The sequence below is a fragment of the Enterobacter soli genome (assembly GCF_964208575.1).
Lineage (GTDB): Bacteria > Pseudomonadota > Gammaproteobacteria > Enterobacterales > Enterobacteriaceae > Enterobacter > Enterobacter soli_A.
On the sequence record NZ_CAXOFU010000009.1, the window covers coordinates 1 to 18,663 of the forward strand.

Genomic DNA, 18,663 nt, shown 5'->3' on the forward strand with positions numbered 1-18,663 from the left:
AAACACTAAAAACGGCAACGAGAGTTGCCGTTTTGCTTTTATTTCAGAACCACGCCTCCCACATCGCGCCGACGTTGAAGTCGTCGAGCGTCTCGTCTTTGGTGCCGTTCACGCGCGCGGTGCGTTCGTTATCCACTTTGCCGCCGGTCACGTAGAAGCGCAGCATCGGGCGGAACTCCGGCCCCATGGCGATGGACATGTTCTGCGACAGGGTCAGCTTCCAGCCCTTATTGTCGCCGCCGTTGTCGTAATCCACGTGCTGCCAGCCCGCTTCCAGCCAGGTGGAGTGAACGTCGTTCCACCAGTGCATCGGGCGCACGATGGCGTTGTAGTTCTTGCGGTTGTCGGTGCTATCGCGGCTGTTGTCGTAGTCGTGGAAGGCGAGGATGTACTCCACCTGCGTGGCCTGGGTGAATTTGTACAGCCCTTCGAAGCTGGCGTACACCGTGGTCAGATCCTCGGTTTTGTTGAACACGCTGTTGTCCGAGTTATCGGAGTAGCGGGCAATCACCTTGTTCACGCCGCTGTCGTTGGTGTGGCTCAGCACCACGCCGCCCTGCCACGCGTTGAGGCGCTCGTCGCTCTCGATCGCTTTGGAGTCAAAGCCGTAGTTGGCGTACAGCTCCAGATCCAGCGGGCCCACCTTCATGCCGTGGATTTTTGAGGTCGCGGCGTAGTTGCCTTTATCGCCCGTGCCGGAGCCGCCGGTACAGGTAATGCGCGACGGGTTGGCTTCGTCTTCCATCACCTCCGGGCTGCAGGATTCCACCGCCGCCACGGCGGCCATGTCAAACTGCACGCCGCCGATGTCGAAGTTCTTCACCCCGGCGCCCTGGCCGTCGTGGTTCATCCAGAAGTAATCGTTGATGCCCTGCTGCGGACGCTGGTGGAAATCGCGGCCCGCCCAGAAGTAGGCGTTCGGGTTGGAGGCCATAATATTGGTCACCCCGGCGTAGGCTTTTTTCAGGTTAACCTCGTCGCCCCAGTGGTCGATCATCACGTTGATGTCCCAGATGGCGCCGTTTTCACCCTTGAAGGCTTTTGAAAGCTGGAATTCACCGCCGTTGCCTTCGTTACCCAGACGACCAATCGCGGACGCGCCGTTGTAAGAGCCGTCTACCGCCACGTATTTCTGATCGGCGGCCTGGAAGTGCGCGCCGTAGCGGGCGTAGCCGGTAAATTTAATGCCGAAAGGAATCGCCATATCCGGGGACTGCGCCGCGCTTTGCGGCTCGGTCACCACGTCCGCTTTTTTCGCCACCGCGGCGTCCATTTTGGCCTGACGCTCGGCCAGCGCCTTATCCACCGCTTTGGCGACAATGGCGTCGATTTGCTCCTGGGTGAATTCTTGTGCGAGCACGGAAATTGGGCAAAGCGCGGCGATAACCGCCATTGTTAATGGAAGTTTTTTACTGTTTTTCATTGTCATCTCTATTAATTTACATTTTATTCAGACAATAACCATCCCGCTCCGATCTGACAGAGTATGTCGCTATCATCAGAAACAGATTGATATCTATTTGTAGGTACAGAGGTATTACACGAGCGTTTTTATTTCCCCATAGATTATCTCTGGTATAAATGAATTATTTCTTCGGATAATTCACGCGCGAGCAGGGAATTCATTAAATGATCCTGAGCGTGAACCATAATTAACGTCATCGGCTGGCGGGCTTCGCCCGCATCCTGTTCGATCAGTTTGGTTTGCATCTTGTGGGCCTGGCGCGCGTAACCGTCGGCTTCGCGCAGCAGGCTTTTGGCCTCGTCAAGGTTGCCCTGCCGCGCAGCATGCAGTGCTTCAAAGCACAGGCTGCGCGACTGACCAGCATTGACGATGATTTCCATTACCGCTTCTTCTAAGGCAATCATCATCTTTCACTCTTTCGCTAGATATCGAAACTATTATTCAGAGAGGTGGCGGCAAACCACTCCCCGCTCTTTTTAACGGTGCGCTGCTGGGTCTCTAAATCGAGCTGGATAAATCCGTAGCGATTTTTATACGCATTACACCATGACCAGTTATCAATAAATGTCCACATATGGTAGCCAAGGCAATTACTGCCTTCGCTAATCCCTTTGTGCAGCCATTTAAGATGGTTGGAAATAAACTCAATACGGTATTGATCGTTTATTTGGCCGTTTTCAATAAAGCGCTGTTCATTTTCAACGCCCATGCCGTTTTCAGAAATAAAGCAGCGAGGGTTGTCGTAATTATCGCGCAGGTTAATCAGGATATCGTAAATACCCGGCTCGTAAATTTCCCAGCCGCGGTACGGGTTCATCTTGCGGCCCGGCATTTCGTAGTTATCAAAGAACCACTCCGGCATAAACGGCGCCTGCGGGTTCACCGCGCTGTCGCGCGCCTTCACGCGACGCGGCTGATAGTAGTTAATGCCGAGCAGGTCGATTTTCCCTTCGGCAATCAGCGCGCTGTCTTCCGGCTTGCAGGCAGGGAGCTGATCGTAGGCTTTCAGCAGGCTGACCAGATCCGCCGGGTACTCGCCGCGCAGCACCGGGTCGAGGAAGCTGCGGTTAAACATCAGGTCTGCAATGTGCGCGGCCTTGACGTCAGCCGGGTTCTGCGAGCGCGGGTATGACGGGGTAAGGTTCAGCACGATGCCAATCTCACCGGCGTAATGCCCGGCGCGATAGGCGCGAACCGCCAGCGCGTGCGCCAGCACGGTGTGGAAGGCCACGGTCGCGGCACGGCGGAAATCCACCACGTTCGGATAGTGGAAGTCGTACAGATACCCACCTTCCACCGGGACAATCGGCTCGTTGAAGGTGAACCAGTGCAGCACGCGATCGCCAAACAGCTCGAAGCAAATCTGCGCGTAGCGGGCGTAAGCTTCAACCACATCGCGGTTTTCCCAGCCCCCAATCTCCTGCATCGCCATCGGCATGTCGAAATGGAACAGGGTGATAAACGGCGTGATGCCCTGTTCGATCAGCTCATCAATGACCTGATTATAAAAATCGACCGCCTCCGGGTTCACTTCACCGACGCCGTCGGGGATCAGGCGCGCCCAGCTAATCGAGGTGCGAAAGCTGTTGTGGTTCAGCTGCTTTAATAGCTGAATATCCGTTTTCCAGTGCTGGTAAAACGTGGAGGTGTGCTGCGGCCCCACGCCGTTGTGAAAACGGTTTGGCTCGCGGGAGAACCAGTAATCCCATGTGGTTTCGCCCTGTCTTGTCCCTTCGGTCTGGAGTGCGGAGCTTGCGCTGCCCCACCAGAAATGCTCGGGAAATGAATATTTCATAACGCTTCCTCTTTGACTTAATTGCTGGCTGTTTCAGCAGAACCTACAGAAGCCTGGGCTTTTTGCTCTTCGCTTTTCATCAGCGAACGCTCGTAAGCGCGCAGGAAAGGTAAATACATCACAGCTGACATCACCATACAAATGACGCACATCACAACTGGACTAAATGCCCAGTTTGCCGCCCAGGATGCACCGATTGGCGCAGGGGTGGTCCACGGCGTTAACGACACCACCTGTGCCAGCCAGCCGAGCCGGGTGGCGGCATACGCCAGGCAGGCGTTCACCAGCGGTACGCACACGAACGGGATGAACAGCATCGGGTTCATGATGATTGGCGCGCCGAACAGGATCGGTTCGTTGATGTTAAAGAAGCTAGGCACCACGCCCATTTTGCCGATGGTGCGCAGGTGGGTGACGCGGCTGCGCAGCAGCAGGAAGGCCAGCGGCAGGGTCGAGCCTACGCCGCCAATCAGCAGGTAGTGATCCCAGAAGCCCTGCAGATAGACGTGCGGCAGCGCCGCGCCCGCCGCCAGCGCTGCCTGGTTTGCCGACAGGTTCGCCATCCAGAACGGGTTCATGATGCCGGTGACAATCAGCGAGCCGTGGATACCGGCGAACCAGAAGATCTGGCACAGCAGGACGGAAAGCAGAATGGCTGGCAGGGAGTCAGACGCCGACACCAGCGGCTCCAGCAGGTGCATAATCGCCTGCGGGATAATCATCCCGGTCTGAGCTTCGATAAACAGGTTCAGCGGGTGCAGCGTGCCGATCACCACCATCACCGGAATGAGGATCTCAAACGAACGCGCCACGCCGGTGGGCACTTCTTTTGGCAGGCGAATGGTCACGTTGTTCTGCTTCAGCCACGCGTAAACGCGGGTGGCGTAGATCGCGGTAATCAGCGCGGTGAAAATACCCTGGCCGGAGAGATACTGAGTGGAGATTTTGCCGTCGGCGTAGGGGGCGGCCACCAGCAGGAAGGCCATAAAGGCCAGCAGGCCGGACATCACCGGGTCGAGATTAAACTGACGCCCGAGGCTTGCCCCAATCCCCACCGAAATGAAGAAGGTCATGACGCCCATGCTGAGGTTAAACGGCAGCATCAGCTGTTCACGGTAGGTCTGGGAGAAATCCAGCCAGCCGCGGGCGAAGCTGTTGGTGGTATCTGCCGAGAACGGCGGGAAGATAAACACCAGCATAAACGAGCCGATGATCATAAACGGCAGCGCGGCGGTAAAGCCGTCGCGGATAGCAATGACATACTTCTGCTGGCCGAGCTTTGCCGCCAGCGGGGTAATAGATTGCTCAATCACCGCGACCATTGATTGATATAACGAACTCATGTGAACACCTTTTAGTGTGCCGCTTCGATGAGCGACAGTGCAAAGTCCAGTACCTTGTCGCCGCGTTGCATCCCGTAGTCCATCATGTCGATGGGCTGCACCGGAATGCCCTGCGTCGCCGCCTTGTCTGAGAGTGTCTTTAACATGTATTTCACTTGCGGGCCGAGAAGCACGACCTGGTATTGCGGAAACTGCGTATCAAATTCGGAAACGCCGTACGCATCAATCTTCACCGCTAAACCGCGCTCTTTGGCAACATCGACCATTTTGCTGACCAGCAGGCTGGTGGACATCCCGGCAGAGCAGCACAGCATAATCTTGAACATCGACAACCATCCTCAAAGTGTAAAAAGTTATTGCGGAGATGATTGGACATCATACGGAAACCGGTTTCCATTTATAAAAGACAGAATTGTGACTCCCATCAAGAAGCTGTACTTATGGGGCTTATTACCACGATCGGCCTCACAGAATTTGGCGATCCTGACGTCATTTTGAGTGGAAACGGAAAATCGGTTTCCATGAAAAACGGAAACGGATATACTCCGTTCTGGCTATAATGTGAGCCGAAGCGGTAATGGAATTTGCAGGCGCGAGGACTGCCTGCCAGGGGAGAGAGATGTCTACAATCAACGATGTATCACGTCTGGCCGGGGTGTCCAAAGCCACGGTATCACGGGTGTTGAGCGGGTCGCGTGGCGTAAAGGAAGCCAGCCGTCAGGCCGTACTGAAAGCGGTGGACGAGCTGAACTATCGCCCCAACGTGATCGCACAGTCGCTGTTAAGCCAGTCCACCGGCTGTATCGGCGTGATCTGCGCGCACGACAATATCAACCAGACCACGGGGTACCTGTACGCGCTGGAAAAACAGCTCAGCCAGCATCAAAAGCACCTGCTGCTGCGCTTTGCGAATACCAAAGCGGAAGTGATGCACGCCCTCGACGAACTCTCCTGCGGCTTATGCGACGATATCCTGGTGATTGGCGCGCGTTTCCCGCTGGATATCGACATGGAAAACGTCATTCTGGTCGACTGCATGGCGTCGGATAACGCCAACAGCATCCAGTTCGATCACGCCTTTGCCGCCGAAACTGCCTGTAACTATCTCACCAGCCAGGGCCGCCGCCAGATTGCGCTGATCCACCCGCACGGCAGCGGTTTCGCTGACCTGGTGCTGCTCGGCTACAAGCACGCGCTGGAGAAAAATTTCCTGCCGTTTAACCGTAATCTCGTCTTTATGGACGCCACCTCCTCGTCCGTTGCGCTCCAGGAGCTGCTCAATAATGCCTCCACCCTGAACTTCAACGCCCTGCTGGTGGCGGACGAGCAGGAAGCCCAGCGGGTGATCCCGCAGCTGCAGGCGTTTAATAAGTCCGTGCCGGAAGACATTATGGTCTTTAGCCTCGCAGGATCGCTGCATCTGCCGGGCGTTCCGGTGATCCCGGCCATTGAGTATTCGATGGACGCCATGGCCGCGAGAATAGTGACCTGGCTGAATGAGAAAACGCAGATGCTGGGTTCGTATGTGCTGCGCGGGGACTTAATTATTCCGGATATCCGCAAGCGTTAAAAAAAGCGTGAAGCTCAGGCTTCACGCTTAGTAATCTTCCATGCAATCCACCTTACTCACCGCGTCCCAGTAGGCATCCAGATTGTCGCGCTTCACCGCGGTGACGGCGTTTTTGATCAGCAGCTGGTTGGCCTCCGACGACAAAATCATGGCCTGCCACGCCTTATCGCTCTGCTTCTTCTGCGGCGTGCAGGTTTTTTTCACATCTTTGAGCACCTGCTGTTTGATTTGCGCGTCCTTCGCCGGGCTCTCTTCATCCTGAGCGTGGACGAACGCGGCGAACAGCAGGCAAACCATCAGGCAAAAAAGGTGTGCGAATTTCATAGAAACCCCCATTAGAAAGCCACGTGCTTCCCATGAAATATATCGTTACATTCAGTGTAGCGACTCCATTCGAAAGTATGAATTTATGCATTCTGCGTACGGTATCCGATCGCCAGTGCAATGCCGTAGCTCACCCACACCGCGAGGCTCATTTTCAGCATCGTTTCTCCTCCGATACCCGCGAGAGGCGCTGCGATCCCGCCGAATAAAAACATCAGCATGCCCAGAATGGCCGACGCTGTGCCGGACTCCTTCGCGTCGACTGCGCTCATCGCTTCTGAACCCGCAAGAGTGCTGATCCCGCTGTTAAATGCGACGGTGAAAAAGAGAGCAATCAGTGCCGGAACGGAAAGCTGCATCCACGCTAAGAGCAACGTCAGCCCCGCGCAGGACACCGCCAGAACCAGGCCTGTTCGCATCAATCTTTCCGCCAGATGTCGGCGCGCCAGGCGGGAGAAAATCAGCGCCGAGACGATCAGCCCGATACCGTTCACACCGAACAGCAGGCTGAACTGCATTGCACTCAGGCCATACTCGTTTTGCATCACAAAGGAGGATGCCCCGATATAGGAGAACAGCCCCGCCAGCATGAAGGCCTGGATCAGGCAGTAGCGCATAAAGCGACGATTTTTAAGTACCGTCCTGGCGGTTTGCGCCAGCGATCCCCCGCTCTGTTTCTCTGTGAGGGACTCGCGGATAAAAAGCTGGCTGGCGATCAGCAGCGCGAGCCCCGCCCCTGCCATTATCCAGAACAGCATTCGCCAGTCGAAATGCGACGCGATATAGCCACCGAGGACCGGAGACACGACGGGCGCGATGCCGTTGACCGTCATCAGTAGGGCAAAAAATTGCGTTAGCATCGTGCCATGATAGTTATCACGCGCGATGGAGCGGGCCAGTACGGAGCCGCCCGCCCCGGCAATGCCCTGAACAAATCGCCAGCCGATCAGGGCGTAAATATTCTGCGTGATGGCGCAAAGCACTGAAGCCAGCACAAAAAGCAAAAGTGACAACAGCAGCGGCGCTTTACGTCCGATGCGATCGCTTAGCGGGCCGAAAAAGAGTTGTCCCAGCCCCAGGCCAATCAGCGCCGAGGTGAGAGAAAGCTGCGTCAGCGTTGTGGAGGTGTTGAGTTGGGTGGCGATCTCCGGCAGCGCCGGAAGATAAAAATCGGAACACAGCGGCCCGATCGCCGTCAGCAGGCCAAGGATGGCCGAGAAAGAAAAAGAGAGTTTTGCCATAGGTATCTACTCTGATGGCCGGGCAACGCTGCGCCGCCCGGCAGTGATGTTACTGAATCCCGCCGCCCAGCGACTGCCACAGCGTGATGCGGTTCTCCAGGTCGGTTTGCTGCAGCGCGATCAGCGATTCCTGCGCCGACCACAGCGACCGCTGCGCGGTGAGTACCGTCAGATAATCCCCGGCACCTGCCCGGTAGCTGCGGGTCGCCACGTCCAGCGTTTTTTGCTCCGCCGCCACGTATTCGCGCTGGGCGTCGAGCTGCTCGCCGAGCGTTTCACGGCGCGCCAGCGCATCCGCGACGTCCTTAAACGCGCTCTGGATAGCTTTCTCATAGGTGGCGATCAGCCCCTTCTTCTCCGCTTCCGCGTAGCGCAGCTGCGCCATATTGTTGCCACCGCTAAACAGCGGCAGGGTGATGGACGGCGCGAACGACCAGACCTTCATGCCGTGGCTGAACAGGGATGAGAGCGAATCGCTGCCGACGCCCGCGCTGGCAGTGAGCGAAATCGACGGGAAGAAGTTAGCGCGTGCCGCGCCGATACTGGCATTGGCGCTCAGCAGGTTATGCTCGGCTTCCTGAATGTCCGGACGACGCAGCAGCACGCTGGAGCTGACGCCCGCCGGGATCAGCGTGATGGCATTATCGCTCAGGCTCTCCAGGGTGCCGGGCAGCAGGTTGTCCGGCACCGTGTCGCCCGCCAGCAGGTTGAGGGCATTTTTGTCCTGCATCACCAGCGTCTGGTAGCTTGCCACGCTGGCGCGCGCCTGCTGGTAAACCGCCATCGCTTCGCTGACGTCCGTCGCCGCCGCCACGCCGACCTCCCGCTGGCGCTTCACAATCCTGAGCGAGTTCGCCGCGCTCTCCATCGTGGATTTCGCCAGCGCCAGGTTGCTGTTATCCGCCGCCAGCGTCACCCAGGCGGTGGTCAACTCGCTGACCATCGTCAGGCGCGTGTTCTGGGCGGTGAACTCGCTGGCGAGCCAGGTTTCACGCGCCGCGCGCGACAGGCTCTGGTTACGGCCAAACAGATCCAGCTCGAAGCTGGAGACCGCGCCGTTGGCCTCATCGCTTGTCGCGACGCCGCTGGCCAGCGTGCGGCTGCGGGTGTGGCTCAGCTCGGCGTCCACCGTCGGGAACAGGGACGATCGCGTTTCGCCGTACTGGGCTCGCGCGGCGTCGATATCGGCAATCGCTTTTTGCACGTCGCGGTTGCTGTTCAGCGCCATCGTCACCACGCTTTTCAGCCGCGCATCGTTCATCACCTGCTGCCACTGGCTCACCACGGCGGTGGCTTCGCCGTGCGCGCCGGGTAACGTCGCCGGGACGGGGGCGTCCGGGCGTTGATACGTTGGGTCTAACGACACACAGCCTGCGCTCAGCAGGGCTAACGCTAAAATAGATACACGAAACATTATGACCTCCGGTTGGCGTGCTTACCGGAGAACAGACGTTTCACCAGTACGAAGAATAGGGGAACGAAGAAGATCGCCAGCAGCGTTGCGGCCAGCGTCCCGCCGATGATGCCTGTCCCAATGGCCACGCGGCTGTTGGCGCCTGCACCGGTGGCTATTGCCAGCGGCGTCACGCCTGCGATAAACGCCAGCGAGGTCATGATGATGGGGCGCAGACGCGTTTGGGCGGCACGCAGCGCGGCGCGCGTCAGGGAGTAACCCTCTGCGACTTTGGCTTCGGCAAACTCCACAATCAGAATGGCGTTCTTCGACGACAGGCCGATGGTGGTGAGCAGCGCCACCTGGAAGTAGACGTCATTGCTCAGGCCGCGCAGTGAGGCGGCAAGCGCCGCACCCAGCACGCCAAGCGGGATCACCAGAATGACGGAAATCGGCACCGACCAGCTTTCATAAAGCGCCGCCAGGCACAGGAACACCACCAGGATCGAGAGGGCATAGAGGCTCATCGCCTGACCGCTTGCCAGTTTTTCCTGCAGGGACAACCCGCTCCACGCCCAGGTGCTGCCGGACGGCAGGTTATTCGCCAACTGCTCCATGGTGCTCATCGCCGTACCGGAGCTGGCGCCGCTGGCGTTTTCGCCCTGAATTTCATACGCCGCCGAGCCGTTGTAACGCACCAGGCTTTCCGGACCATACTCCCAGCGCGTGGTGGCAAAGGCGGAGAACGGCGTCATGGTGCTGTCGCTGCCGCGCACGTACCATTTGTTGAGATCCGACGGCACGGCACGGGTGTCGCTGTCGCCCTGAATGTAGACCTTTTTCACGCGGCCGCGGTCGATGAAGTCGTTCACGTAGGTTCCGCCCCAGGCGCTGGAGAGGGTGCTGGTAACATCGCTCAGGGACAGCCCCAGCGACACGGCCTTGTTGTTATCGATATCCACCTGAAGCTGCGGCATCTGCGGCAGATCGTTGGCGCGCACGGCGTGCAGCGAGCCGTTCTGATTGGCTTCACCAATCAGCTGGTTACGCAGTTTCAGCAGCGCGTCGCGGTCGGTGCCGCCGCTGGCCATCAGTTCAAAGGTAAAGCCGTTGCTCTGGCCCAGGCCGTCCACCGCCGGTGGCGTCATGGCAAAGATGGTGGCATCGCGGATGGTGCTCAGCTCCTGCGTGGCGCGCAGGGCAATGGCCTGAGCGGTGTTTTCCTCGCCCTTACGTTCGGACCAGTTTTTCAGGGAGACAAACGCCATCCCGGCGTTCTGGCCGCTGCCGCTGAAGCTGAAGCCCTCAATGGTGAAGATCACGTTGGTGTTGGCTTTCTCTTTGGTAAGGAACCACTCGCGTACCTGGCGGCTGACTTCGGCAGTACGGACCGTCGTCGCGCCTGCTGGCAGGGTGTACTGCACCATGATTTCGCCCTGGTCTTCCGTCGGCAGGAAGCTGCCGGGCAGTTTTAGCATCGCGAACCCCATCGCGCCGCAGAGCAGGGCGTAGATGACCAGCATGCCGCCGGAGCGGCGCAGCGCGCGCAGCACCTTGTTCTGATAGCCATGCTCGGTCCTGCTGTAGAAGCGGTTAAAGGCGCCGAAGAACCCTTTTTTGTGCGGGGGCGTATGTCTCAGAATCGATCCGCAGAGCGCGGGCGTCAGGGTTAACGCCACGACCACGGAGAGGAACATCGCGGAGATGATAGTGACAGAGAACTGACGGTAAATGACCCCGGTAGACCCGCCGAAGAAGGCCATCGGCAGGAATACCGCAGAGAGCACCAGCGCAATGGCGATCAGCGCGCCGGAGATTTCGCCCATTGATTTTTCGGTGGCCTCCCGGGCGGGCAGCCCCTCGTCGCGCATAATACGCTCGACGTTTTCTACCACCACGATGGCGTCATCCACCAAAAGCCCGATCGCCAGCACCATCGCAAACAGCGTCAGGGTGTTGATGGAATAGCCGAACAGCGCCAGTACGCCGAAGGTGCCCAGCAGAACGACAGGGACAGCCAGCGCCGGGATCAGCGTGGCGCGGAGGTTTTGCAGGAACAGGTACATCACCACCACCACGAGGATAATGGCTTCGAACAGGGTCTGAATGACGTCCTCAACCGAGATCTTGATGAACTCGGTGCTGTCTTTCGGGTAGGCCACGTCGTAGCCCTGCGGCATCGACTTTTTGAACTCGGCGATTTTATCTTTTACCGCCGTGGCGGTGTTGAGCGCGTTCGCACCCGGAGAGAGCATCACCGCCATACCCGCGGCCGGGTGGCCGTTCAGCTTCGCGGTGGCGGTATAATCTTCGCTGCCCATCTCCACGCGGGCGACGTCGCTAATGTGCACCACCGCGCCGTTGGACTGGCTCTTCACGATGATATTTTTAAACTGATCGACCGTTTGCAGGCGCGACTGGGCGCGGACGGTGGCGGTCAGCTGCTGGGCGTTCGACGAGGGCAGCGCACCGATTTTACCGGCGGAGACCTGAACGTTCTGCGCTTCAATCGCGCTCTGCACGTCGGACGGCATCAGCGAGTAGGAGGCCAGCTTCGCCGGGTCGAGCCAGATGCGCATCGCGTATTCCGCACCGAACACCTGAAGGCTCCCGACGCCCTCCACGCGCGCCAGCGGATCCTGCATATTACTCACCAACCAGTCGGCGATATCCGAGCTGCTGGCGGTATCGGTTTTATCGTACACGCCCATGATCAGCAGGAAGTTGCTCTGGGATTTCTCGACGGTAATGCCGGACTGCTGTACCTCGGTCGGCAGGCGCGATTCCGCCTGCTGAACCTTGTTCTGCACCTGTACCTGCGCGGTGTCCGGGTCGGTTCCCTGCTCGAAGGTGACGTTGATGCTTACCGACCCGTCCGAACTGCTGGTGGAGGTGAAGTAAAGCAGGTTATCCAGCCCGGTGAGCTGCTGCTCGATCACCTGAGTTACGCTGTTTTCCAGCGTCTGCGCGGAGGCGCCGGTGTAGGTGGCCGAGATTTTGATCGACGGCGGGGCGACGTCCGGGTACTGCGCCACCGGCAGCGTGCGGATCGCCAGCATCCCGGCGAGCATGATGAGAATGGCGATCACCCAGGCAAAGACCGGGCGGCGCACGAAGAAACGTGAAAACATCAGGCGTTCCCTCCGGCGTTTTTCATCTCTTCGGCCTTCACTTCCTGCCCGGCGGTCACTTTGTCGGTGCCTTCGACGATCAGCTTATCGCCCGCCTTCAGGCCGCTCAGCACCAGCCATTTGTCGCCGTAGGTGTCGCCCGTTTCCAGCTGACGCTGCTCGACTTTGTTGCTGGCGTTCACCACCAGCGCGGTGGCCGTGCCTTTGGCGTCGCGGGTGATGCCCTGCTGTGGCGCAAGGATCGCGTCATCCATCACGCCCTCATCCACTTTGGCGCGGACAAACATGCCGGGCAGAAGCTGATGCTGCGGGTTCGGGAAGACGGCGCGCAGGGTAACCGATCCGGTAGACTCATCCACTGCCACTTCGGTCAGCGCCAGGCGGCCTTTTTCACCGTAGGTACTGCCGTCTTCGAGGATTAAGGACACGCTTAGCGTATCGCTATTGGTGGCGAGGGTTTGCTTACGTAAGCGCAGCAGGTCGGCGCTGGAGCGCGTTAAATCGACGTACATTTGGTCCAGCCCGCGAATGGTGGCGAGCGCGGTGTCCTGCTGAGCGGTCACCAGCGCGCCGGGCGTGACGGAGGAGATACCGATGCGTCCGGCAATCGGCGCGGTGACGGTAGTCCAGTCGAGGTTAATGCGCGCGCTCTCCTGCGCGGCTTTCTTTGACTCTACGCTGGCCTTGTCCTGCGCGCAGGTCGATTTCGCGTCTTCGGCATCCTGACGCGACACGCCGTCGTCTTTCACCAGCTGCGCATAGCGCTGGGCTTTCTGGCAGTCGGCCTGCACCAGCGCCTGCGCCTGTTTCAGCGCCGCGGCGGCTTCATCAAATGCGGCGCGGTAGCTGGCAGGATCGATTTGATACAGCGCCTGTCCGGCTTTGACGGTATCGCCTTCGGTGAACAGCCGCTTCTGGATAATGCCGCCTACCTGCGGGCGCACTTCGGCGCTCATCGCGGCGGTGGTGCGTCCAGTGAGCTCGCTGACGACGGATACCGGCTGGCTTATGAGCGTGACAATCCCCACTTCCGGTAGAGGATGCTGGGGAGCAGATGTTTGTGCATTATCGCACCCTGTCAGGAGGAGTAATGCTGCGATGGAGGTTGTTATGGTTTTCATAATCTTTTTCCAGGGTGAACGAAGCCTGCCCTGTTAAATGCTTAACAGGGAGGAGGGCTATTTAAAGGCACAGCGATACCGCATCTCTGGCTGAACCAGAAATGTTAAAACGAGAAATGACTTATCTCATTTAATTATTCACATGCGATTACTTCGCAGTGAAAAGTAAATTTAAAATATCCTGATAAACGGGCTCTAATTGTTCTGACGGTACTTTTAATGGCGTGAGTCGACGATAAATGGTGCCTTCGATCATCACGGCGGTAATCTCCACGCAGCAGCGAATATGTTCATCGCTCAGGTGCGGAAACTGCTTTTTCAGGTGCGTACAGGCGTTGGCGAACATACGTGATTCGGCTTCTATCAGCATGGCGGCAACCTGAGGGTTTCGCGTGGCCTCGGCGGACATTTCCAGCATTAGCGCATCGTCGTCTTCGTTGAGCGTCTGTCGCCAGGCAAGCGCCTGCGGCATCCCCTCTACCAGCGTTTTACCCTGCATCTCCTCGATGCGTGAGTCGATGATGCGGCGGATCATCTCTTCAATAATCGCGTCTTTATTACTGAAATAACGGTAAATCTGCCCGACGCTGAGCTTCGCCTCGCTGGCGATCTGCGACATGCTGGCCGCGTGAAACCCGCTGGCGCGAAAGCAGCGGCGCGCGGCGGTGACGATCTCGTCCTGGCGCAGTTTTTGTCGTTCTTCCAGCGTTGTGCTCATCTTAGGCTACCGTGTAAAAGTGAGAATGATCGTTCTCATTATACGTTTTGAGCCCCTTTTGGAAAGGCTTTTTTTATTTACATATTGAATGAATATTTCCTGGTTTAAACAATGGAGGAAATAAGGAGTTTTTATGAAGGTTAAGCTGTGAGATATTCAGATTGCGCTGAAAATAAGGAGAATAATATGCACCTGAGCATTACCCATAAAGTTACACCCGACGAGAAAGAAGAGTTATTAACGGGATTAAGGGCTTTTAACAGCCGGTTCCTCGATATGGCCACCTTCAGCAATGATATTGGCGTCTACGTGCGAAACGACGAGGGCGTCATGCTTGGCGGGTTAATTGGCACCCGCAAAGGGGAGTGGCTGAACATTGATTATCTGTGGGTCAGCGATGACGTGCGGGGCTCCGGCGTGGGCAGCCAGCTTATTAAAGCTGCCGAGGATGACGCCAGGCGTCTGGGCTGCAGGCATTCGCTGGTGGACACCGCCAGCTTCCAGGCGCGTCCGTTTTATGAGAAGCAGGGCTATCAGCTGCTGATGTCGATTCAGGACTATCCGCATCAGGGAATGCAGCGGCACTACCTGACGAAGCCTCTCTAACCGCCAATCCCGCCGCTAATCACCGCCAAAGCGTGACGCACAACGATCTCCGGCGAGAGGGCTTGCAGCCTCTCGTCATTGCGCATGCGTGAAAACGGCACCAGCACCAGGCTTAGCAGGGTGGTAAAGAGCAGTTCCGGTGCCAGCGAGGGGTTAAGCTTCCCGTCCTGCTGCCAGCCTTTGAGGGTGGCGAGCGTCGCCTGATACTTCTCATCGCCAAACCGCGCGTGCAGATGGGTACGCAGCACCGGCATTTCGCCGATCACCTCCTGCATCCACAGCGGCGCAAACCAGCGGTGCTGTTCCGCCAGTTCAGCAAGCACCTTCACCATCTCCGTTAACGCATCGACCGGAGAATCCGGGTTTTCCGCGAAAATAGCGCCGATCCTGCTGCGTAACGGCAGGAAACGCTCCTCAATCATCGCATCCAGCAGCTGTTCCCGGGAGTTGAAATAGTAGTGCAGCATGGCCGGCGTCACGCCCGCTTCTTTGGCGATGGCGTTGAGCGAGGTGTTGGCGATCCCCTGACGGGAAAAGAGGTTCAGGGCGATATCCAGCAGCTGTTCGCGGCTGGCGGTAACGCGTTTGCCACCGCGCGGGCGCCCCGGGCGGCGGGGTTCAGAATTGTCCTTTTGTGCTGGCATGGTCACAGTATCTCTTGATCTTATTCATCACTTCCACAAATATTAATTATACGATTAATTAATTTCAAGTGATGTGTTATGGAGTCCGACGTAATGGCTCAACCCGCGCAGAAAGCGCCGTCTATCAAGCTGCTGTTCAGCGCCCTGCTGTTGGTGATGCTGCTTTCGGCGCTGGATCAAACGATTGTCTCCACGGCGCTGCCGACCATTGTCGGCGAACTGGGGGGCCTGGATAAACTCTCCTGGGTGGTCACGGCCTACATTCTCAGCTCCACCATCGTGGTCCCGCTGTACGGCAAATTTGGCGATCTGTTTGGGCGTAAAATCGTCCTGCAAATCGCCATTGTGCTGTTCCTGGTGGGCTCCGCGCTGTGCGGGCTGGCGCAAAACATGACCCAGCTGGTGCTGATGCGCGCCCTGCAGGGGCTGGGGGGCGGTGGCCTGATGGTGATCAGCATGGCGGCGGTGGCGGACGTGATCCCGCCTGCCGATCGCGGTCGCTATCAGGGCCTGTTCGGCGGGGTGTTTGGGCTGGCAACGGTGATTGGCCCGCTGATCGGCGGGTTTATCGTTCAGCACGCCTCCTGGCGCTGGATTTTCTACATCAACCTGCCGCTCGGCCTGTTTGCCCTGCTGGTGATTGGCGCGGTGTTCCACGGCAGCGCGCGGCGCAGCAAGCATGAGATTGACTATCTGGGGGCGATTTACCTCAGCATGGCGCTGCTGTGCATCATTCTGTTCACCACCGAAGGCGGCACCGTGCGCCAGTGGAGCGACCCGCAGCTGTGGTGCATTCTGGCCTTTGGCCTGACGGGGATTGCCGGGTTTATCTACGAGGAGCGGCTGGCCTGGGAGCCAATCATTCCGCTGTCGCTGTTCCGCGACCGCAGCTTCCTGCTCTGTAGCCTGATTGGCTTTATCATCGGCATGTCGCTGTTTGGCTCGGTGACCTTCCTGCCGCTCTATTTGCAGGTGGTGAAAGACGCCACGCCAACGCAGGCCGGCTTGCAGCTTATTCCGCTGATGGGCGGCCTGCTGCTGACCTCGATTATCAGCGGGCGCATTATCAGCCATACCGGGAGATACCGCCTGTTCCCGATCCTCGGCACCCTGCTCGGCGTGGTGGGGATGTTCTTACTGACGCGCATTTCAATCACCTCCCCAACCTGGCAGCTGTATCTGTTTACCAGCGTGCTGGGCATGGGGCTGGGTCTGGTGATGCAGGTGCTGGTGCTGGCGGTGCAGAACAGCGTGTCGGCGGATCAATACGGGGTGGCGACCTCGGGCGTGACGCTGTTCCGCTCCATCGGCGGGGCCATCGGCGTGGCGCTGTTCGGTGCGGTGTTCACCCATGTTCTTCAGTCGGGGCTGGCTAACAGTCTGCCGGAAGGCGCTGAGCTGCCGCGCGAGTTAAACCCGGTGGCGATTCACCATCTGCCAGATGCCCTGCGCCTGGACTACCTGGATGCGTTCGGCTCCGCCATTCATGCGGTGTTCCTGCTGGCGGCGGGGATCATGGTGCTGGCGTTTGCGCTGTCGTGGTTTTTACGCGAAGCGCCGCTGCGCAGAGGGGAGGCGAAAGGGTAGGCGTTCGTCTATTAATTGCGAGTCGCTTTCCGATTTTGAACGGCGGTGCTTGTCTTCCCGAGCGCCGCTGGCGCATGATGCGGCCTGGTCAATAAACCGACAGGGATAGCAATGGAACGCACAGCGAAACTGTTTAAAAAGGGTAAAAATCAGGCGGTTGTTCTGCCGGATGAGTTCGCATTTGATGCGGAGAGCGTCTACATCCGGCGGGATGAGGCGGGGAATGTGGTGTTGACGGCAAAGCCTGCTAAGGCAAAAAGTTGGGACAATTTTTTCAGGCTGCTGGAGAACACGACTGTCTCCGATTCATTTCTCAGTAAGGAGGAGAGAAATCAGAGCATGACAAAAAGGGATCCTCTCGATGGAGTTCAGGCATGAGGCATATGCTGGATACAAATATTGTGAGCCATCTTTTTAAAAAGCACCCTGGCGTAGTGAACAGAATGGCTTGCCTGACTCCAGATGACGTTTGCATTTCAAGCATCACGGAAGCGGAGTTGCTCTATGGTGCGGATAAAAAGCAGAGTCGCGGGCTGAAAGAAACGATACACGAGTTTCTGAGCACCATCACCATTTGCGACTGGGACAGCGAAGCCGCGGCCACCTACGGCGAGCTGCGTGCCGCAATGGAAAAGAGAGGGAAAGTGATGGGCGATCTCGACCAGCTGATTGCCGCACACGCCATCAGCCGGGGTACAACCATCGTGACCAACGATCGTGCGTTCGGGATGGTTCAGGAGCTTACCGTTGAGGACTGGACGACCGCAGCCTGACCCCTTCGCCCGGTGGCGCCGCGCTGACCGGGCATATAACCTATCCTTCTTATTGATTCTTTTTCGTTTTTTAGCCCGCCGCGCCGTTGTCGATATAGTCTGGAAAACGTTTATCAAAAGGAACTGTCTCGTGAAACTTAAACTGGGTGCGCTTCTCCTGACTGGCCTGCTGCTCGCGGGCTGTGACCAAAGCGGCAGTGATGCCAAACACATTAAGGTGGGCGTCATCAACGGCGCCGAGCAGGACGTGGCGGAGGTCGCCAAAAAGGTGGCGAAAGAGAAATACGGCCTGGACGTGGAGCTGGTGGGGTTCAGCGGTTCGCTGCTGCCAAACGACGCCACTAACCAGGGAGAGCTGGATGCCAACGTCTTCCAGCATCGTCCGTTCCTCGCAGAAGATAACAAGGCGCACAATTACAAGCTGGTCGCGGTGGCCAATACCTTCGTCTTCCCGATGGCAGGCTATTCCCGCAAAATCAAATCCGTGTCTGACCTGAAGGACGGGGCGACCATCGCCATTCCAAACGATCCGACCAACCTGGGGCGCGCGCTGCTGCTGCTGCAAAAAGAGAAGCTGATTACCCTGAAGCCGGACACCGGCCTGCTGCCGACGGCGCTGGATATCACCGCTAACCCCAAAAATCTCAAGATCATGGAGCTTGAAGGCGCGCAGCTCCCGCGAGTACTGGATGACCCGAAAGTGGATGTCGCCATTATCAGCACCACCTATCTTCAGCAAACCGGGCTGTCGCCGGTGCATGACAGCGTCTTCATTGAAGACAAAAACTCGCCGTACGTGAACATCGTGGTCACGCGCGAAGACAACAAAGACGCGGAGAACGTGAAGGAATTTATCCAGTCTTATCAGTCGCCTGAAGTGGCAAAAGCGGCTGAGACTATCTTCAACGGCGGGGCGGTACCCGGCTGGTAATAGGGTAAAATGCCAACCCGA

The 18,663-nt window shown here is 57.9% G+C and carries 18 protein-coding genes; 6 read left to right on the forward strand and 12 right to left on the reverse strand.

Annotated elements, in window-relative coordinates:
• Positions 1 to 43: 43 nt before the first annotated feature.
• From AB6V08_RS11035 to AB6V08_RS11055, 5 genes are all read right to left on the reverse strand, one after another.
• Entirely contained in the window at positions 44 to 1,423 is a 1,380-nt protein-coding gene (locus tag AB6V08_RS11035) for a carbohydrate porin (RefSeq protein WP_368542696.1), read from the reverse strand.
• Positions 1,424 to 1,566: 143 nt separating this feature from the next.
• Positions 1,567 to 1,869, reverse strand: coding sequence for a PTS lactose/cellobiose transporter subunit IIA (locus tag AB6V08_RS11040; protein WP_014168006.1), 303 nt, complete (start codon positions 1,867 to 1,869; stop codon positions 1,567 to 1,569).
• A 17-nt stretch (positions 1,870 to 1,886) separates the two neighbouring features.
• The gene (locus AB6V08_RS11045; RefSeq protein ID WP_368542697.1) at positions 1,887 to 3,260 is read right to left on the reverse strand and encodes a glycoside hydrolase family 1 protein; all 1,374 of its coding nucleotides are present in this window, start codon (positions 3,258 to 3,260) and stop codon (positions 1,887 to 1,889) included.
• Positions 3,261 to 3,277: 17 nt separating this feature from the next.
• Complete coding sequence (locus tag AB6V08_RS11050; protein ID WP_368542698.1) at positions 3,278 to 4,603, reverse strand: PTS sugar transporter subunit IIC; 1,326 nt, start codon at positions 4,601 to 4,603, stop codon at positions 3,278 to 3,280.
• An 11-nt stretch (positions 4,604 to 4,614) separates the two neighbouring features.
• A complete protein-coding gene (locus AB6V08_RS11055; protein WP_368542699.1) occupies positions 4,615 to 4,929 on the reverse strand; it encodes a PTS sugar transporter subunit IIB in 315 nt (104 codons plus the stop codon).
• A 293-nt stretch (positions 4,930 to 5,222) separates the two neighbouring features.
• Here AB6V08_RS11055 and AB6V08_RS11060 point away from each other — a divergent pair, with 293 nt between their 5' ends.
• Entirely contained in the window at positions 5,223 to 6,173 is a 951-nt protein-coding gene (locus AB6V08_RS11060; protein ID WP_368542700.1) for a LacI family DNA-binding transcriptional regulator, read from the forward strand.
• A 27-nt stretch (positions 6,174 to 6,200) separates the two neighbouring features.
• Here the strand turns inward: AB6V08_RS11060 and AB6V08_RS11065 are convergent, their stop codons facing one another.
• From AB6V08_RS11065 to AB6V08_RS11090, 6 genes are all read right to left on the reverse strand, one after another.
• Complete coding sequence (locus AB6V08_RS11065) at positions 6,201 to 6,497, reverse strand: YicS family protein (protein ID WP_368542701.1); 297 nt, start codon at positions 6,495 to 6,497, stop codon at positions 6,201 to 6,203.
• An 83-nt stretch (positions 6,498 to 6,580) separates the two neighbouring features.
• Positions 6,581 to 7,738, reverse strand: coding sequence for a multidrug effflux MFS transporter (locus tag AB6V08_RS11070; protein ID WP_368542702.1), 1,158 nt, complete (start codon positions 7,736 to 7,738; stop codon positions 6,581 to 6,583).
• 49 nt (positions 7,739 to 7,787) lie between these two features.
• Positions 7,788 to 9,152, reverse strand: coding sequence for an efflux transporter outer membrane subunit (locus AB6V08_RS11075; RefSeq protein ID WP_368542703.1), 1,365 nt, complete (start codon positions 9,150 to 9,152; stop codon positions 7,788 to 7,790).
• Entirely contained in the window at positions 9,152 to 12,262 is a 3,111-nt protein-coding gene (locus AB6V08_RS11080; RefSeq protein ID WP_368542704.1) for an efflux RND transporter permease subunit, read from the reverse strand. Before AB6V08_RS11080 ends, AB6V08_RS11075 begins: the two co-directional genes overlap by 1 nt.
• Positions 12,262 to 13,383: an efflux RND transporter periplasmic adaptor subunit gene (locus AB6V08_RS11085; RefSeq protein ID WP_368542705.1), complete on the reverse strand. Its 1,122-nt coding sequence runs from the start codon at positions 13,381 to 13,383 to the stop codon at positions 12,262 to 12,264. The genes AB6V08_RS11080 and AB6V08_RS11085 overlap by 1 nt, the downstream gene beginning before the upstream one ends.
• A 148-nt stretch (positions 13,384 to 13,531) precedes the next feature.
• Complete coding sequence (locus AB6V08_RS11090) at positions 13,532 to 14,101, reverse strand: TetR/AcrR family transcriptional regulator (protein ID WP_368542706.1); 570 nt, start codon at positions 14,099 to 14,101, stop codon at positions 13,532 to 13,534.
• A 186-nt stretch (positions 14,102 to 14,287) separates the two neighbouring features.
• Here AB6V08_RS11090 and AB6V08_RS11095 point away from each other — a divergent pair, with 186 nt between their 5' ends.
• Entirely contained in the window at positions 14,288 to 14,707 is a 420-nt protein-coding gene (locus tag AB6V08_RS11095) for a GNAT family N-acetyltransferase (protein WP_368542707.1), read from the forward strand.
• Here AB6V08_RS11095 and AB6V08_RS11100 read toward each other — a convergent pair.
• Positions 14,704 to 15,351, reverse strand: coding sequence for a TetR/AcrR family transcriptional regulator (locus AB6V08_RS11100; RefSeq protein ID WP_368542708.1), 648 nt, complete (start codon positions 15,349 to 15,351; stop codon positions 14,704 to 14,706). The genes AB6V08_RS11095 and AB6V08_RS11100 overlap by 4 nt on opposite strands.
• A 78-nt stretch (positions 15,352 to 15,429) precedes the next feature.
• Here AB6V08_RS11100 and AB6V08_RS11105 point away from each other — a divergent pair, with 78 nt between their 5' ends.
• From AB6V08_RS11105 to nlpA, 4 genes are all read left to right on the forward strand, one after another.
• On the forward strand, positions 15,430 to 16,938 hold the full coding sequence (locus AB6V08_RS11105; RefSeq protein WP_439649877.1) for an MDR family MFS transporter: 1,509 nt from the start codon (positions 15,430 to 15,432) through the stop codon (positions 16,936 to 16,938).
• Between the two features lie 111 nt (positions 16,939 to 17,049).
• Positions 17,050 to 17,316, forward strand: a complete 267-nt coding sequence (locus AB6V08_RS11110; RefSeq protein ID WP_368542710.1) for an antitoxin — start codon at positions 17,050 to 17,052, stop codon at positions 17,314 to 17,316.
• The gene (locus AB6V08_RS11115; RefSeq protein WP_368542711.1) at positions 17,313 to 17,711 is read left to right on the forward strand and encodes a type II toxin-antitoxin system VapC family toxin; all 399 of its coding nucleotides are present in this window, start codon (positions 17,313 to 17,315) and stop codon (positions 17,709 to 17,711) included. The genes AB6V08_RS11110 and AB6V08_RS11115 overlap by 4 nt, the downstream gene beginning before the upstream one ends.
• Before the next feature lie 130 nt (positions 17,712 to 17,841).
• Positions 17,842 to 18,642 carry a lipoprotein NlpA gene (gene nlpA, locus AB6V08_RS11120; protein ID WP_368542712.1) on the forward strand — a complete coding sequence of 267 codons (801 nt, stop codon included), beginning with the start codon at positions 17,842 to 17,844 and terminating at the stop codon, positions 18,640 to 18,642.
• The last annotated feature ends 21 nt before the right edge of the window (positions 18,643 to 18,663 follow it).

Coding starts and splice junctions, on each gene's coding strand:
- AB6V08_RS11035 (WP_368542696.1), bottom strand. CDS start 1,423: ATGAAAAACAGTAAAAAACTTCCATTAACAATGGCGGTTATCGCCGCG.
- AB6V08_RS11040 (WP_014168006.1), bottom strand. CDS start 1,869: ATGATTGCCTTAGAAGAAGCGGTAATGGAAATCATCGTCAATGCTGGT.
- AB6V08_RS11045 (WP_368542697.1), bottom strand. CDS start 3,260: ATGAAATATTCATTTCCCGAGCATTTCTGGTGGGGCAGCGCAAGCTCC.
- AB6V08_RS11050 (WP_368542698.1), bottom strand. CDS start 4,603: ATGAGTTCGTTATATCAATCAATGGTCGCGGTGATTGAGCAATCTATT.
- AB6V08_RS11055 (WP_368542699.1), bottom strand. CDS start 4,929: ATGTTCAAGATTATGCTGTGCTGCTCTGCCGGGATGTCCACCAGCCTG.
- AB6V08_RS11060 (WP_368542700.1), top strand. CDS start 5,223: ATGTCTACAATCAACGATGTATCACGTCTGGCCGGGGTGTCCAAAGCC.
- AB6V08_RS11065 (WP_368542701.1), bottom strand. CDS start 6,497: ATGAAATTCGCACACCTTTTTTGCCTGATGGTTTGCCTGCTGTTCGCC.
- AB6V08_RS11070 (WP_368542702.1), bottom strand. CDS start 7,738: ATGGCAAAACTCTCTTTTTCTTTCTCGGCCATCCTTGGCCTGCTGACG.
- AB6V08_RS11075 (WP_368542703.1), bottom strand. CDS start 9,152: ATGTTTCGTGTATCTATTTTAGCGTTAGCCCTGCTGAGCGCAGGCTGT.
- AB6V08_RS11080 (WP_368542704.1), bottom strand. CDS start 12,262: ATGTTTTCACGTTTCTTCGTGCGCCGCCCGGTCTTTGCCTGGGTGATC.
- AB6V08_RS11085 (WP_368542705.1), bottom strand. CDS start 13,383: ATGAAAACCATAACAACCTCCATCGCAGCATTACTCCTCCTGACAGGG.
- AB6V08_RS11090 (WP_368542706.1), bottom strand. CDS start 14,101: ATGAGCACAACGCTGGAAGAACGACAAAAACTGCGCCAGGACGAGATC.
- AB6V08_RS11095 (WP_368542707.1), top strand. CDS start 14,288: ATGCACCTGAGCATTACCCATAAAGTTACACCCGACGAGAAAGAAGAG.
- AB6V08_RS11100 (WP_368542708.1), bottom strand. CDS start 15,351: ATGCCAGCACAAAAGGACAATTCTGAACCCCGCCGCCCGGGGCGCCCG.
- AB6V08_RS11105 (WP_439649877.1), top strand. CDS start 15,430: ATGGAGTCCGACGTAATGGCTCAACCCGCGCAGAAAGCGCCGTCTATC.
- AB6V08_RS11110 (WP_368542710.1), top strand. CDS start 17,050: ATGGAACGCACAGCGAAACTGTTTAAAAAGGGTAAAAATCAGGCGGTT.
- AB6V08_RS11115 (WP_368542711.1), top strand. CDS start 17,313: ATGAGGCATATGCTGGATACAAATATTGTGAGCCATCTTTTTAAAAAG.